This is a genomic window from Mucilaginibacter sp. SMC90 (genome assembly GCF_022811725.1).
Lineage (GTDB): Bacteria > Bacteroidota > Bacteroidia > Sphingobacteriales > Sphingobacteriaceae > Mucilaginibacter.
This window is the reverse complement of record NZ_CP094527.1, coordinates 1,512,855-1,528,510: the sequence shown is the minus strand read 5'-3', so window position 1 is coordinate 1,528,510 and position 15,656 is coordinate 1,512,855. Positions and strand designations below refer to the sequence as shown.

Genomic DNA, 15,656 nt, shown 5'->3' with positions numbered 1-15,656 from the left:
GATCTAAGCCTGACGGTACTATTATTATTTTATAGATAGGCATCAATCACATCAACTCATTATCCTTTTTAACATGATAAGCCTTGTACGATAAGTAAAACAAGGCCAAAGCTGGCAAAGCGCCAAGGATCACTCCAACTGTATTAGGTTTGGGATAAGTAGCCACTACTTGTACAATAAGCAATATGGTGGCAACTATACCGCCTATAAGATAAAGATATTTGAATTTGGGATTCATTATTATTTATACTCTTAACAACATCGTCCTGAACTTGTTTCAACACCAGCTTTTATCATTCTGAGCTATAGCTAAGAATCCTCTTCAATATTCAGAACGGCTACACAGGGCGAAGAAAATCCTTCGTTTATCAGGATGACAATAAGTATATCGTAACAAAGACTTCCGAAGTTTTAAAAACTTCGGAAGTCTTGTTCAACTAAATTTATTTCTTCAACTCATATTTAGCAGGCACATCGGGCGTCAGTTTAAATACGGTTGCGGCTAATGGTGGTATCGTAATTTTGATAGATTGCGCTTTGCCGTGCCATTTAACGGGTTCAGAATTTACGGCATCATAATTAATAATGCCACTGCCCCAATATTTCTCCTGGTCGGAGTTAAATATCTCTTTCCATTTACCGGCCGCAGGTACACCAATGCGGTAATCCTTGCGGATAACCGGGGTCATGTTCAGGACAATCATCAAATCGTTTTTACTATCGTGTCCCATACGGCGATATACCAGTATGGAATCATTGGCATTGCCGCCATCAACCCATTCAAAGCCTTCAAACGAAAAAGCTTTTTCGTACAGCGCCGGTTCATCGCGATACAGATGATTGAGCGCTTTAACTGTTTCGCTTATGCCTCGATGATTAGGATACTGAAGCACATGCCACTGTAACGACTGGCCAAAATTCCATTCATCACCCTGGCCAAATTCAGCACCCATAAACAACAGTTTAGCGCCGGGATGGGTGAACATATAGCCGTACATCAGGCGTAAATTTGCGAATTGTCTCCATTCGTCGCCCGGCATTTTGCGCAACATGCTGCCTTTACCATATACTACCTCATCGTGCGAGAAAGGCAGCATAAAGTTTTCGGTAAAAGCGTATATGGTACTAAAAGTGATTTCGTTATGGTGATACTTGCGGTGTATCGGGTCTTCTTTAAAATACCCTATGGTATCGTGCATCCAACCCATCATCCACTTCATACCAAAGCCTAAACCACCCAAGTAAACCGGGCGGCTAACGCCTGTAAACGAAGTAGACTCCTCGGCAATGGTTTGTACCGATGGGAAATGGCTGTAAACGGCCTCATTAAATTCCTTCAAAAATGATATGGCTTCAAGATTTTCGTTGCCGCCATACATATTGGCTTCCCATTCGCCATGCTTACGCGAGTAATCAAGGTACAGCATTGAAGCTACTGCATCTACACGCAAACCATCGGCATGGTACCTGTCAAGCCAGAACAAAGCGTTACTGATCAGAAATGCCCTAACTTCGTTACGGCCGTAATTAAATATATACGATTTCCAGTCGGGATGAAAACCTTTGCGCGCATCAGCATGCTCATAAAGATGTGTGCCATCAAACCTGTAAAGCGCATGAATATCTCCCGGAAAATGTGAAGGAACCCAATCCAATATCACGCCAATACCGGCTTTGTGAAACTCCTCTATCAGGTACATCAGCTCCTGTGGTGTGCCATAACGCGATGCCGCAGCAAAATAACCGCTCACCTGGTAACCCCAGCTTGGATAGTATGGGTGCTCCATTATCGGCATAAACTCCACATGTGTAAAGCCCATATCCTTAACGTAAGGCACCAGCTTTTCGGCCAGTTGTGTATAGGTCAAAAACTCATCCGGACTTTCCAAGTTACGTGCCCATGAGCCTAAATGTACCTCATAAACCGAATATGGCTTATCAAGGGCGTTATGTTCCTGACGGTTTTTCATCCAGTCCTGATCTTTCCACTCATAGTAGGTATCAGCAACTATCGAAGCCGTACGCGGCGGTAGTTCCCAACGCAAAGCAAAGGGATCGCTTTTTTCAAGATCTTCGCCGCTTGATGAATTAATAAAATATTTATAAGTTTCGCCTACGCCAATATTAGGTATAAACCCTTCCCAAATCCCTGATGAATCCCAGCGGGCGTTCAAACTATGCGAACCGCGGTTCCAGCCATTGAAATTACCTATTACCGCTACATATTGTGCGTTTGGCGCCCAAACAGCAAAATAGGTACCCACAACACCTTGATATTCTACCACATGCGAACCCAGCTTTTCGTATAGCTTATAATGCTTGCCCGATTTAAATAAACTAATATCAAAATCAGTAAAACGGCTGTATGATTCAACGGCTTTAAGCTTTGCAGGCTGCACAGCAATAGTTTCAGCTGGCTTCTCCGCTTTAGCGGTCTTTGATTTAGCAGGGGCAGCTTTTTTACCGGCAGCAGGCTTTTCGGCTACAACCGCTTTAGCTTTAACAGGGGCAACTTTTGTTTCGGTGGCTGGCTTTTCGGCGGCAACTACTTTAGTTTTAGCTGCCTTTTTAGGCTCAGGGCTTCCTGCTTCAGGCGTTACTTTATCGGCTTTGACCTTAGTGACGGCTTTTTTTTCCTTTACTGGCTTTACATCCGGTAAAGGATTTTCGGTTTTAGTTGTTTTTTTGGCCATGATATAGATAACCTGTTAGGGTGTTATAAGATAACCCAAATCACAGGAATGAGTTTGGTTTATATGCAATCAAATATAACAGGATTAATATATTATGCAGGGTTTTGCAGATTTATTTTTGGGGTGTTCAACTACCTCTCTCCACCACGTCATTGCGAGGCACGAAGCAATCCCCTACTTACAGGGCCGGTTAGCTGGTTAAGCCGCCAAACAAACTCTCCACCACGTCATTGCGAGGTACGAAGCAATCCTCTACTTACAGAGCCGGTTAGCTGGTCGGTTATTCGTTTAACAAATCATCATATAAATCATTCCACCCGGGATTCATTTGGTTAACAAGCTCAGCTTTCATTTGTCGGCTTCCACCCTTTATCGCTTTTTCGGCTGCAATTGCTTCTTCGATATGAGGATAAAAAATATAATACACCTGTTTACTACAATTGTATTTAGCAGTGAAACTTTGCGGATAAGTTTTATTTATATGATCCCAGATCCTACCAACAATATCTGATGTTACCCCGGTATATAATACTGAATGTGTTTTGTTTGTGACGATATAAACACATCCGCCGCGTTGCATAACCATAATGCAATAATATGAATATTGGAGATTTTTTACGACGGATCACAATTACCTTGGCAAGAGAACTTTTATAGCTACTCTGTAAGTAGGGGATTGCTTCGTACCTCGCAATGACGCTTGGAGAGGGATGCAGCATATGTTCTGACTGTCCGCCCCATGTCCAAAAGTATTTGACACAGGTATGCGGACGGACGGAAACATTCCACCAACTCTACCAGGTAAAGACAAATAAAAACGCCATTGCTACGTATTCCTACGGCAATGGCGTTACTAAAAAATGGCCTTAGTTAAATACTATTTGCTTATTTCGATATGCTTAAAGTTTTTGGTGTATTTAAACTCTACTGTTTTATCTTCATTGATCTGGAATTCCTTTACATCCTTGCCATCTACCGTAATTTTGGTGGGCGCAAATGGCAGGCCTATCAGGTTAAAATGATAACCATCATAACGTGGGGTATATAAACCTTCCATGCTTTGATCAATAGTCACTGACCTCGAACTGCCATTTACCACAAATTTCTTTTCGAGATAAATGTCCTGTTCGTAGGCGAAGGTTTCACCGTAATCTTCAAACAGGAATGAATTTACTTCATAATCTGTATAATAGATATTCAGTTTCACTTCTTCAATTTCCTCTTGGCCAACATATTGCATTACCGGGTATTCTGGGATAACAGAACCGGCTTTAATGAATACAGGCATGGTTTCAAGAGGGGTATCAACCGATACTTCTTTTCCACCGTCAACAACCTCATAAGTCCAGAAGTTGTACCATTTACCTTTTGGCAGGTATACGTTGCGCTTAATCTGCCCTGGTTCCATTACCGGGCAAACCAGTATCTTATCACCATAAGTAAACTCATCCTGGCGGAAATGGTTCGTCACCGTATCCTGCTCGTGCATTACTATCGGCCTCAAAATAGGGAAACCGTAGCGGTGATGCTCCCAAAAAGTAGAGTATAAATAAGGGATCAAACGGTAACGCAGTTCAATGAATTTACGGTTTATGGCGGTAAATGGTTCGCCAAAGCTCCATGGTTCACGCTCTTTGGTATCACCGGCCGAGTGTGCACGCATAAAGGGCGAGAAAGTTCCCATCTGGATCCAGCGGGTAAACAGTTCGCCATCCGGCTCGCCGCTAAAACCACCGATATCTGTACCGCAGAACGGAATACCCGATATTGACAACCGCTGGCACTGGATATTACCCAGTTTCAGGTGTTCCCACGATGCTACGTTGTCACCGGTCCACACCGATGAAAAGCGTTGCACACCTGAGTAGCCTGCCCTTGTAATGGTAAAAGGGCGCTTATTTTTCATGATCTTGCGTAATCCCTCGTAGGTTGAACGCACCATCTGCATACCATAAATATTATGTGCCTTACGGTGCGACCCACGGTAACCATCGTACTGGTGGCGTACATCATCAGGGAAAGTACCTGCACCAAATACGGCGGGCTCATTCATATCGTTCCACACACCGGCTACTCCCATTTGTACCAGCTCGTCAAACAAACCTCCCCACCACTCGCGTACCTCGGGGTTGGTAAAGTCAGGAAACTGGCAACGACCCGGCCATACGTGGCCTTCCATGAAATAGTCATCACTGCGACGGCAGAAATATTTTTTCTCCTTACCTTCTTTAAACACCGAGTAGTTGTCATCTACACGGATCCCCGGATCAATAATTACAACTGTTTTAAAACCATCGGCAGCAAGCTCACTGATCATCTTTTTAGGATCGGGGAAATACTTGCGGTTCCAGGTAAAACAACGGTAACCATCCATATAATCGATATCCAGGTAAATACCATCACAAGGGATCTGATTTTCGCGGAAACCTCTGGCAATTTTTTTAACCTTCGACTCCGGATAATAGCTCCAGCGACATTGATGATAACCCAGCGCCCAAAGTGGCGGCATTGGGTGGGTACCGGTTAGGGTATGGTAGCTTTTTACCACGTCCATCATGTGCGGGCCGTGGATATAATAATATTGCAGTTCGCCGCCATCAGCCCAGAAACTTGTTTTAGTCCTGTCTTCGGCACCAAAGTCAAACTGTGCTTTAAAAGTATTATCAAAGAAAATGCCGTGTGCTATACCCTCATTTACGCTAATGTAAAAAGGGATGCTCCGGTAAAGAGGGTCCTGGTTCCACTGAAATGAATAAGCATCGGTATTCCAGTTTTTGAGCCTTTTGCCACGCAGGTTAAATTCGGTTGGTTTATCGCCAAGGCCAAAAAAACTTTCGTCAGGTGCGCAGGTTTTAGTGCAAAAAACGTAGTAACCACCGGCCTGTACGTTCTCTTCCCAATGCATCGGCACTGCATCCATGCTGGTTACGTGGTTATTGCTATCTGAAAAAGAGATAAAGAAATCCTTTTTGCGGATATGACAATTAACCTTGTAAGTAGAAACCCTGAATTCGTTATCATCTTCATGCAAGGTAAAACCGGCTGCTTTTGTTGGCAATTTGGGCACACCGTATGAAAAATCTTCCAGGAAAACACTGTGCGGGGCAAGCCTTACACGAATGATCTCGTCGGTAACAACTATTACTTCAACTTTGGCATCGCCATCGGTAAAGTAGAATTTATTCCCCATCTGATCGGCATGATTGGGTACACCGAGATATTTTTTAACTACAGGCTTAATACCATCGGCAGGGTTATTAAGATGGTGAAACTCCTCTTCTTCCTCTATCAGGTTTTCAACTTCAACCAACTTACTGGTAATCAGCTCCGGATTTGGTGGGGTATTACTTTCCATTTAAATGTATTAGTGATTCTGCAAATATGTATATAGTGTACTTAGTACGCAAGATACAAACAATTGGTTAACCAAAAATCATTAACCGTGCCAATCACTCAACTTTTATTCAATTTGCAGCCTCAATAATCTGGATTTTCTTACCATCTCCAACAAACAGTACAGCTATAGCCGCCAGGAACATAAATACCCCGGCCATCACCAATGCGTAGATAGCATGGCCGCTGTATGCGTATTTTACTATGGGGCCACCAATAATGCCATTAACAATTTGTGGAAAAGTGATGAAGAAATTAAAGATACCCATATAAACGCCTATCTTGGAAGCAGGTATCGAGCTTGATAAAATGGCATAAGGCATAGCTAAAATGCTGCCCCAGGCCAAACCTATCCCTATCATTGAAAATACAAGCAGCTTTGGGTCGGTTATAAAGAATATGGATATCAAGCCCAAACCACCCATGGTTAATGAAAAGGCATGGGCTTTTTTACGGCTCAGCTTTTTCACAATTTGGGGTAATAACAGCGCGTATATTGCCGATACTAAATTATATACGCCAAACAATACGTTTACCCAGTTAGCAGCATCATTGTAAGCCGCCGACGAGGTGTCACCAGCGGGTATATGGTAAACATGATCGGCCACGGCAGGGGTAGTAAATACCCACATAGAGAAAAGCGCAAACCAGGAAAAAAACTGCACCAGCCCCAATTGCTTCATGGTTTTAGGCATATTAGCCAGATCACTGAAAATTTCGGCTAAGCCACCCTTATGGCCTGATTCAGATTCGTCTTTTTCATGAAATGTAGCATAAACTTCGGGAGGATACTCTTTAGTGCGGATAACCGTCCATAAAATAGCGCCTATCAATACGGCAGCACCTATATAAAAAGAATATAGCACGTTGTCAGGTACGATACCTTGCCCCGCAGTTTTTCCTATCCCGAACCATTCGGCAAAAACATAAGGCAGCCACGAACCTATAACTGCGCCCACCCCTATTAAACAAGTTTGCATAGAGAAACCAGTAGTATGCTGGCTATCGGGCAGGTTATCGGCTACCAAAGCCCTGAAAGGCTCCATAGCTACGTTAAACGAGGCATCCATGATCATGAGCATCCCTGCTCCCACTACTATAGGCGGGATCAGCGCAGCCAGCATGGATGAGTTGGGCATAAAGAACAAAGCCACTCCAGATAGGATTGCCCCAGTCAAAAAGTAAGGCCGACGACGACCAAGGCGGTTCCAGGTCCTGTCGCTGTAATGCCCAATGATTGGCTGAACAATCATGCCCGTTATAGGCGCGGCCAACCAAAACCACGACAGATGCTCCACATCGGCACCAAAGGTTTGCAGAATCCGGCTGGCGTTACCTGTTTGCAGGGCAAAGCCAAACTGGATACCCAAAAAGCCGAAGCTCATGTTAAAGATCTGCCAAAAACTTAGTCGTGGCTTCTGTGCGATGGTTGGTTTATTTTTGTTCATTGGTTCATTGGTTCAATAATTCATTGGTGGCAGCTCGTATATTATCCACCATGTCATTGCGAGCGCAGCGTGGCAATCGCATGCTATACAGAGCGGCGAAGCCTCTGTGCGATTGCTTCGTCGTTCCTTCTCGCAATGACATATTGTAAGCGGCTAAAACTCCAGCAACAATCCGCTCATAGCCGGCAGGCTTACTTCAACACCGTTTTTAATATCATCGGTATTGAATTTAGCGCCGCTTAGCAGGTCGGTGAATTGTTTATGGCCGCTTTGGTTTAATTTTGTCAACAGGTCTTCCGGCAGCTTTACGGTTAATTTACGCTCGCCCCGGTTAAAATTGGTTATCACTAATATACGCTGGTTATTGGTATAACGCGCGTACATATACAAACGGGTGTCAAAACCCGGCTGATGTTCGTTGGCTATCATCAGCTCATAAAAGCTGCCTGTTTTTAAAGCTTCACTATTATGAACCGCTGTGAGCAGGTTATGATAAAAGCCGCGTAACTTCTGCTGATCGGCAGATAATTTCGCACCGTCATATTCATGGTTGTTTACCCATTTTTGATGCTCGGGCACGCCCCAATAATCAAATATAGAGGTGCGACCATCATTCCCGCTAAACCCCTCGGTACCATGAGCCGGCTCTCCTACCTCCTGGCCAAAGTAAACCATTACCGGACCGGTGTTCAACGTAGCGGTGACTATCATACCCGGAACAGCCAGCCATGGGTTGCCTGCAAAATCATTACAGGCAATGCGCTGCTCGTCATGGTTTTCCATAAAACGGAGCATATGCTCATCGATACCTTTACTATCGTGGTTCCAAACAGCGTTAATTTCCCAGGTTGATGAGTTGTGCTCATCACGGGTTAGGCGCTTGATGGCATCGTATAGGCCTACTTTATCATACAGATAATCAAACTTTCCTTTATAAATATAATCGGCGTATTTGCCTTTGTCATAAGCCTCGCCAATGAATACCAAACCGGGGTGCTCGGCTTTTAGTTTAGGGATCACCCATCCCCAAAACTCAATCGGAACCATCTCCACCATATCGCAGCGGAAACCATCCACGCCTTTTTCGCTCCAGTAATGCAGGATATCATAAACCTTATTCCAAAGCGGTGGGATAGGATCAAAATGACCGCGACGGTGATCCATATAGTCAACTCCGTAATTCAGCTTCATGGTCTCGAACCAATCGTTAATTGATGGGGCTGCACTGAACACATCGTTACCGGTAGCCTTAGCAGGGTTTTCATCAAATTTCCCATCCTTCAGCGGGCTTTTAAATTCATCGCCACCCGGATTATATCCCTGTGGCACCACAAATGGCTGACCGGGCATATAGTAAAAGTCATTGGTAGCACTGAAAGCTTTGCCTTTATCATCATCCTCGCCAAAATCACGCACACCGGCAGGTTTAACATCCGATCCATAAGTGCGGGCTACGTGGTTGGGTACCAGATCCATCAGTACTTTTAAACCATTGTTATGGGTACGTTTGATGAGCGCTTCATACTCGCCGATGCGGTTTTTAACATCAACCGCCAGATCGGGATCGATATCGTAATAATCCTTAATAGCATAAGGAGATCCTGCCCTACCCTTCACAATATCCGGGTCATCGGCTTTGATACCGAATTGCGAATAATCGGTCATGGTGGCGTGCTCAATCACCCCGGTATACCAAACGTAGGTAAAACCCATTTTTTTGATCTCCTGCAGGGCTTTATCGTTGATATCGTTGAGCTTACCTACGCCGTTTTCTTCAATGGATCCATTGGTTTTATTAAGCGTTTGGGTATTGCCGAACAAGCGGGGCAGTAACTGGTATATAATAAGTTTATGATCGGTGGTTGATTCCATGCGTTTTTTTGTATGATGTGTTTTTACCTGTGCCAACGTAATAACGGGCAACATTGTTGCAGCAATAAAACAAGTAAATAGTTTATTGCTTTTCATTACGCTTCAACCAGTAATTCATCATTGGCTTTTACCAATTGTTCTTTACCATAAACCAGCACAGTAGTTTCAACATCCGATGCATTTTTGATCTGCACGCCTTCTTTGCTCACTTTAATATTCAGCAGTGCACCACGGAAACCTACATGGAATGAAAACGACGACCATTTTTCGGGAATGAACGGCTGGAATACCAGTTTACCATCCCTTACACGCATGCCACCAAAGCCTTCCACAACAGCCATCCAGGTACCTGCCATCGAAGTGATGTGACAACCATCTTCAGTATCGTTGTTATAATCGTCCAGATCTAAACGGGCAGTACGCAGGTAAAACTCGTAGGCACGGGCTTCGTCACCAAGCTTGGCGGCCAAAATAGCGTGCACGCATGGCGATAATGACGATTCATGCACCGTACGCGGCTCATAGAAATCAAAGTTGCGGCGAATAGTATCTATATCGTACTGATCCTCAAAAAAGTAAATTCCCTGCAATACATCGGCCTGTTTAATATAGCATGAACGAAGAATCCTATCCCAGCTCCATTTTTGGTTGATGGGACGCTCTGAAGCAGGCAAATCTTTAACCAGAATCTGTTCTTTATCCAGGTAACCATCCTGTTGTAAAAACACCTGGCGTTTTTCATCGTACGGATAATACATCGTTTGGATGATATCTCTGAAACGCCCAAACTCGGTTGATTCATCAAGGTTGGTTTTGCTTACCAACGCGGCATATTTTTCAGAATCGGCAGCTTTTACTTTTTCAGCAACTTCAAGTGTATATTGCATACACCAGGTAGCTATAGTACTGGTGTACCAGTTGTTATTAACGTTGTTCTCGTACTCGTTTGGCCCGGTTACACCCAGCATTACGTACTGTTCCTTATCCTCAGACCAGGTAACCCTTTGCGACCAAAACCTCGCGATACCTAACAACACTTCCAAACCATAATCGCCTAAATAAGCTTCATCGCCGGTATAGCGTACGTAATTATAAATGGCAAAAGCAATAGCCCCGTTACGGTGGATCTCCTCGAAGGTGATCTCCCACTCATTATGGCATTCGGTACCATCCATAGTAACCATGGGGTATAAAGCGGCACCATTTTTAAAGCCAAGCAGTTGCGCGTTTTCAATGGCTTTACCCAATTGTTTATAGCGGTATAGCAGCAAATTGCGGGTAACTTTTTGCGGTGCTGTCGACAGGTAAAAAGGCACGCAGTAAGCTTCGGTATCCCAATAGGTAGAGCCTCCGTATTTCTCTCCGGTAAAACCTTTAGGGCCTATATTCAAGCGATCATCCTCACCGGTGTAGGTTTGGTTAAGCTGGTAAATATTAAAGCGGATAGCCTGTTGTGCCGATACATCGCCATCAATAATGATATCGTTATGTTTCCATTTTTCGGCCCATGCAGCAGCCTGTTCGGCAAGCATGGTATCAAAACCCTTGGCGCTGATACGGGTTAAAGTAGCGTTTAGCTGGTCAATCAGGTCTTCCTGTTTATAATTTTGTGATGACAGGTTAGCCGCGTACTTAATTACTGTAATGCTTTCGCCTTGTTTTGCCTCTAAGCTAACCTTAGCGGCCACGTATTTCTCTTTTTCGATAGCCTCGGCAGTTGGTTCAATAACAACACCATTTTGCAGGATGTTAAACTTCATGCCTGTAGCAACTACAAAACCAGTCTTTTTGGTACGCATCACAATGTAACCACTATCGGTATGCGTGGCTTTGCTTACCTCATCCCAAAACTTTTCGTCGTAGTTTGAGTCTTTGTTTACCACATCACCATCAATTGACAGGGTTAAAGCAATTGCAACACTGAAATTTAACGGTGTAAGGGTATATTTGATAGCGCCGGTTTCATCATCAGCCATGCTGCAAAAGCGTACTGCTTCAACCTTAACCTCTTTCCCTGATGCTGTTTTAGCATGAAAATCGCGTTTCAGGTAACCCTCCTTCATATTCAGCTCGCGGCGAAAGCTCAACACTTCGCATTTAGCAAGGTCAAGTTGTTCGCCGTCAATTACAACGTCGATACCAACCCAGTTGGCGGCGTTAAGCACTTTAGCAAAATATTCGGGGTAGCCGTTTTTCCACCAGCCTACGCGGGTTTTATCAGGGTAATAAACCCCAGCCACATAGTTACCCTGCAGGGTATCGCCGCTATAAGCCTCCTCAAAGTTGGCGCGCTGCCCCATACGGCCATTACCCAAACTGAAGATACTTTCAGAAATCTTGTTATAATGAGCGTCGAAACCTTCTTCAATTATCTTCCACTCATCAGCTTTTATGTAGTTTTTCATCAAATCGTTTTATTTAATACCAACATGTCATTGCGAGCGCAGCGTGGCAACCGCATGCTATACAGGGCGGCCCTGTACAATATGCGATTGCTTCGTCGTTCCTCCTCGCAATGACATATTTTTTTATTACAACTTATACAATTTATCCAGTGTCATTTCATCCAACCCCTTAATTACCAGGTTGGCCCCCGTAAGTACATCCGGCGAACCGATGCCTACTACCTTCATATCACCGGCAATGGCAGCTTCGACACCCGCAATGGCATCTTCAAAAACCACGCACTCCTCGGGTTGAACACCCAGAGCTTGTGCTCCTGCCAAAAAAACTTCCGGATCGGGTTTGGCTTTGCTTACTTTGTTACCATCAATTACCGCATCAAACATATCGGTGATACCAATTTTCTCCAATATGGTCATGGAATTTTTACTGGCCGAACCAAGCGCGGTTTTAAGGCCAACTGCACGGCAGGTTATTAAAAACTCCTTAGCTCCAGGCAAAATCTCTTCGGGTTTCATCTGGTTTACCATTTCCATATACCAGTTGTTTTTTTGGGTAGCCAGTTGTTCCTGCTCGGCCTCGGTCTTGGTAACACCGCCCCAACCCAGGATCAGTTGCAGCGAACGCACACGGCTTACGCCCTTTAGCTGCTCATTTTGATGTTCAGTAAAATCAAAGCCAAGCGAGTTGGCCAGCCTTTTCCAGGCTTTATAGTGATAAACGGCGGTATCAACAATTACACCGTCGAGGTCGAAAATACAGGCTTTTATAGTATTCATTTTTTCGGGGTAAAACACAGGGAATTAGTCTCCTAAGATATTATTTTAATGAGTAACACCGGGTATTAATTCTAACACTAAAGTTGTCTTGGCGGGTATCGTTACTTTATCCAGACCAATCATCTCATCAGTTAGTACATTCCTTGCTTTTTTAGCATCGCCAATACGCTCAAAATACCTTGAAGTTGTGGTTTCCTGGTCTTTTTCGCCGCTATTGAACATGATCATCACTGTTTTTTGAGCATCGTATCTGAAATAAACATAGATGCCATTTTCCGGAACAAACTGCATCATTTTACCTGTTTGCAAGGCTGTAGTACCTTTGCGGTAATTGGCCAATTTGCTAACATAGCTAAAGGCATCATTCTCCTTTTTATCGCGGCCTTCGGCTGTAAACTTATTTTGCTTATCGCCGGCCCAGCCACCCGGAAAATCCTCGCGCACCAAGCCATCCGGATTAGAGTAGTTTTTCATCAGGATCTCATCGCCATAATACATTTGCGGTACGCCGCGCATGGTAAGCAGCATAGCCATGGCAGATTTGTACTTTGGAATATCTTCGCCCACCATAGATAGTAAACGACTCATATCGTGGTTATCCATGAAGATGGTGTTGCGGGTAGCATCCTGGTACAAAAAGTCTTGTGCTACTACAGAGTATAAACGGCCAACACCGTCTGTCCATCCATCTTTACCGTTGATGGCTTCGTAAATAGCGTCTTTCAACACGCCGTCGGTAACGCCGGGCAGTTGGGTATCAAAGCCGCGGTTAACGGTATTACCCTGTGTAAAAAATGCCTGATTAGCTGCCGACCATACCAGCGTTTCGCCAAATATGGAAAGTTTAGGAAACTCGGCTTTAACATCTTTGGCCCATTTGGCCATATACACAGGCTCATTATAAGGATAGGTATCCAACCTGAAACCATCAATACCGGCATACTCCACCCACCAGATATGGTTTTGGGTAAGATAGTTTTGCACGTAAACATTATTCTGGTTAAGATCGGCCATGCGATGGTCAAACCAGCCATCCTGCATCAGCTTGCGGTCCATTGGTGAAGCATGGGGATCCATCACCGCCGCATCGCGGAAGTTTGATTTGGTGTATTTTGGCCATTGGTGTACCCAGCTTTTCATTGGCATGTCCTGTATCAGGTAGCCTTCGGTGCCGGCGTGGTTATGCACAAGGTCTTTTATAACCTTTAAGCCCATGCTGTGGCATTTTTCAACAAACTTTTTATAAAGATCATTGGTGCCGTAACGGGAGTCTATCTTATAGTAATCGGTAACCGCGTAACCGTGGTATGAAGCGTGCGGCTCATCGTTTTCAATTTCGGGAGTAAGCCAGATAGCGGTAACACCTAAGTTTTTCAGATAATCGAGGTGGTTCATGATCCCCTGCAAATCTCCCCCATGACGGCTGAACATCGAATCGCGGTGAATACCCTGCTCACGAAGGTTATTGAATGAGTCGTTAGCAGCGTCACCGTTGCTAAACCTGTCGGGCATAATCAAATAGATCAGGTCTTTGCTTGTAACCCCCTGCGTCCTGCCTGCAGCCTTGTCGCGTTTATTAAGCGTATAGCTATAGGTAATATCTTTCTCGCCCGCTTTTTTAAATTTTATCGGGAACGTTCCCGGAATAGCCGATGAAAAAATTTGCAGGTCGACAAATAAATAATTTGAATTTTCAACTTTATGCACTGCTTTAAGCTTAACACCTGGATAGCTTAAGGATACGCTGCGCGATGCGATGTTGCTGCCATGAACCACCAACTGCAGGTTTGGATTGCTCATGCCAACCCACCACGACATAGGCTCAACTCGCTCAAGTGCAGGCGTTTGTGCCTTTACACCCAAAGCAGCCAACAAGCAGCATAAGGTGGATAGTAAGGTTTTTCTCATATAAAAAATGATAAAAGGATAATTGGTTGATTAGGGACAAGCCCTTAACCGCGTTTCAAATTTATAATAAAATTAATTGCTTGTATGAAAAAGTTACAGATAAGTTAATTGGTATTGTATTCCAACAAACCTCGTGGTTTTATAACCTACATCGTCGCCCTCTTGGCCGGGCGGGGCCAGTTACTTTTTCCTTGATGAAAAAGTAACCAAAAAATCAAGACAAAAAAATGCTTCCACCCGCAGGCCATACTCCCAGGCCCGCTTTTTTGTCGGGCCGACGCGCTTTTGTTTTGGAGGTTATAACAGCTTTTGTACTTTATTAAACTTTATTGTCTTGTTTCTTGACTCTAACTGTCTTGCTTCTTTCCTTTCCCGTCGGCAGGTAAGCTTCGGGCGAAAACGGGCAGAACAATGGTGGCCTGTGCAATTGGAGGGGCATAGCAAGTTTTTGCAGAAGCGAGGGCAATGAGTGCGCGAAGCGGGGCAAAATAATTGCAGCCCGTGGTTCTGCCCGCTTTGCAGGGCAAAGGCCGGCGCAGGATGAGTGGGCTGGACAGTGCGGCAAAGAAGCCTCCCTGCCGACTTGACTTTTTGGTTACTTTTGTGTCAAGACAAAAGTAACAGCCACCCGCGGCAATTGAGCGGGCCAATGTCAGTTAAATACAACTAAAGCTCTCACTCCCCAAAAGTTGTAATATTTTTTTTCTATCTTTATTTGGATTGATTACAAATAATACCAATATTTGTATCCGTTATATGATTGCGACCACAGAACTAACTTTATGGACCGATGTTTTCAGCACCAAAACAGGTGCAGTTTACCAGTGCGATGCGGAGCGTTGCTGGTATGTAGACTTCGCCGGTAAAGTTGCACGGTTTGATCACCGTAATTTTCTGAAATTACGCAAGGCAGTTTACGCCATTGATATTGAGCAAAAACTACTTAACACAACTACCGATCCCGATGTGGAGATCATTTTTATCTGCGCCTGCGATCATTGTTATGTACTTTCACTGGCCCAGATCATCAACCTGAAAGACTTGTTAGAAGGCACTTTTGTAATGCTGGAACTCAACCATATTATTCACGACCGCCTTTTCAGTAACTCACTGTAATTTAGACCAATTCTCAATATAATTTAGATTAATTTCATATTGAT

At 44.2% G+C, this 15,656-nt stretch carries 10 protein-coding genes; 1 reads left to right on the top strand and 9 read right to left on the bottom strand.

Annotated features, from left to right (window positions below; genetic code table 11):
- Positions 1–46: 46 nt before the first annotated feature.
- The 9 genes from MTO98_RS06665 to MTO98_RS06625 form a co-directional block, all read right to left on the bottom strand.
- Entirely contained in the window at positions 47–238 is a 192-nt protein-coding gene (locus MTO98_RS06665) for a hypothetical protein (RefSeq protein ID WP_243485825.1), read from the bottom strand.
- 205 nt (positions 239–443) lie between these two features.
- Positions 444–2,693, bottom strand: coding sequence for a 1,4-alpha-glucan branching protein GlgB (gene glgB, locus MTO98_RS06660; RefSeq protein WP_243485824.1), 2,250 nt, complete (start codon positions 2,691–2,693; stop codon positions 444–446).
- A 280-nt stretch (positions 2,694–2,973) separates the two neighbouring features.
- Entirely contained in the window at positions 2,974–3,279 is a 306-nt protein-coding gene (locus MTO98_RS06655; protein WP_243485823.1) for a GIY-YIG nuclease family protein, read from the bottom strand.
- A gap of 291 nt (positions 3,280–3,570) precedes the next feature.
- The gene (locus MTO98_RS06650; protein ID WP_243485822.1) at positions 3,571–6,048 is read right to left on the bottom strand and encodes a glycoside hydrolase family 31 protein; all 2,478 of its coding nucleotides are present in this window, start codon (positions 6,046–6,048) and stop codon (positions 3,571–3,573) included.
- 109 nt (positions 6,049–6,157) lie between these two features.
- Positions 6,158–7,534 (bottom strand): MFS transporter, encoded by a 1,377-nt coding sequence (locus MTO98_RS06645; protein ID WP_243485821.1) that lies wholly within the window; start codon positions 7,532–7,534, stop codon positions 6,158–6,160.
- A gap of 153 nt (positions 7,535–7,687) precedes the next feature.
- Positions 7,688–9,406 (bottom strand): alpha-amylase family glycosyl hydrolase, encoded by a 1,719-nt coding sequence (locus MTO98_RS06640; RefSeq protein WP_243485820.1) that lies wholly within the window; start codon positions 9,404–9,406, stop codon positions 7,688–7,690.
- A 95-nt stretch (positions 9,407–9,501) separates the two neighbouring features.
- Complete coding sequence (locus MTO98_RS06635; RefSeq protein WP_243485819.1) at positions 9,502–11,811, bottom strand: glycoside hydrolase family 65 protein; 2,310 nt, start codon at positions 11,809–11,811, stop codon at positions 9,502–9,504.
- A 126-nt stretch (positions 11,812–11,937) separates the two neighbouring features.
- Positions 11,938–12,588 (bottom strand): beta-phosphoglucomutase, encoded by a 651-nt coding sequence (gene pgmB / locus MTO98_RS06630; protein WP_243485818.1) that lies wholly within the window; start codon positions 12,586–12,588, stop codon positions 11,938–11,940.
- A gap of 45 nt (positions 12,589–12,633) precedes the next feature.
- Entirely contained in the window at positions 12,634–14,496 is a 1,863-nt protein-coding gene (locus MTO98_RS06625; RefSeq protein ID WP_243485817.1) for a glycoside hydrolase family 13 protein, read from the bottom strand.
- 756 nt (positions 14,497–15,252) lie between these two features.
- Between MTO98_RS06625 and MTO98_RS06620 the strand changes: the two genes are divergently transcribed.
- Positions 15,253–15,612, top strand: coding sequence for a hypothetical protein (locus tag MTO98_RS06620; protein WP_243485816.1), 360 nt, complete (start codon positions 15,253–15,255; stop codon positions 15,610–15,612).
- Positions 15,613–15,656: the final 44 nt, after the last annotated feature.

Excerpts from the sequence above, each read along its gene's own strand:
- MTO98_RS06645 (WP_243485821.1), bottom strand. The coding sequence starts at position 7,534 with ATGAACAAAAATAAACCAACCATCGCACAGAAGCCACGACTAAGTTTT.
- MTO98_RS06640 (WP_243485820.1), bottom strand. The coding sequence starts at position 9,406 with ATGGAATCAACCACCGATCATAAACTTATTATATACCAGTTACTGCCC.
- MTO98_RS06655 (WP_243485823.1), bottom strand. The coding sequence starts at position 3,279 with ATGGTTATGCAACGCGGCGGATGTGTTTATATCGTCACAAACAAAACA.
- MTO98_RS06625 (WP_243485817.1), bottom strand. The coding sequence starts at position 14,496 with ATGAGAAAAACCTTACTATCCACCTTATGCTGCTTGTTGGCTGCTTTG.
- glgB (WP_243485824.1), bottom strand. The coding sequence starts at position 2,693 with ATGGCCAAAAAAACAACTAAAACCGAAAATCCTTTACCGGATGTAAAG.
- pgmB (WP_243485818.1), bottom strand. The coding sequence starts at position 12,588 with ATGAATACTATAAAAGCCTGTATTTTCGACCTCGACGGTGTAATTGTT.
- MTO98_RS06665 (WP_243485825.1), bottom strand. The coding sequence starts at position 238 with ATGAATCCCAAATTCAAATATCTTTATCTTATAGGCGGTATAGTTGCC.
- MTO98_RS06620 (WP_243485816.1), top strand. The coding sequence starts at position 15,253 with ATGATTGCGACCACAGAACTAACTTTATGGACCGATGTTTTCAGCACC.
- MTO98_RS06635 (WP_243485819.1), bottom strand. The coding sequence starts at position 11,811 with ATGAAAAACTACATAAAAGCTGATGAGTGGAAGATAATTGAAGAAGGT.
- MTO98_RS06650 (WP_243485822.1), bottom strand. The coding sequence starts at position 6,048 with ATGGAAAGTAATACCCCACCAAATCCGGAGCTGATTACCAGTAAGTTG.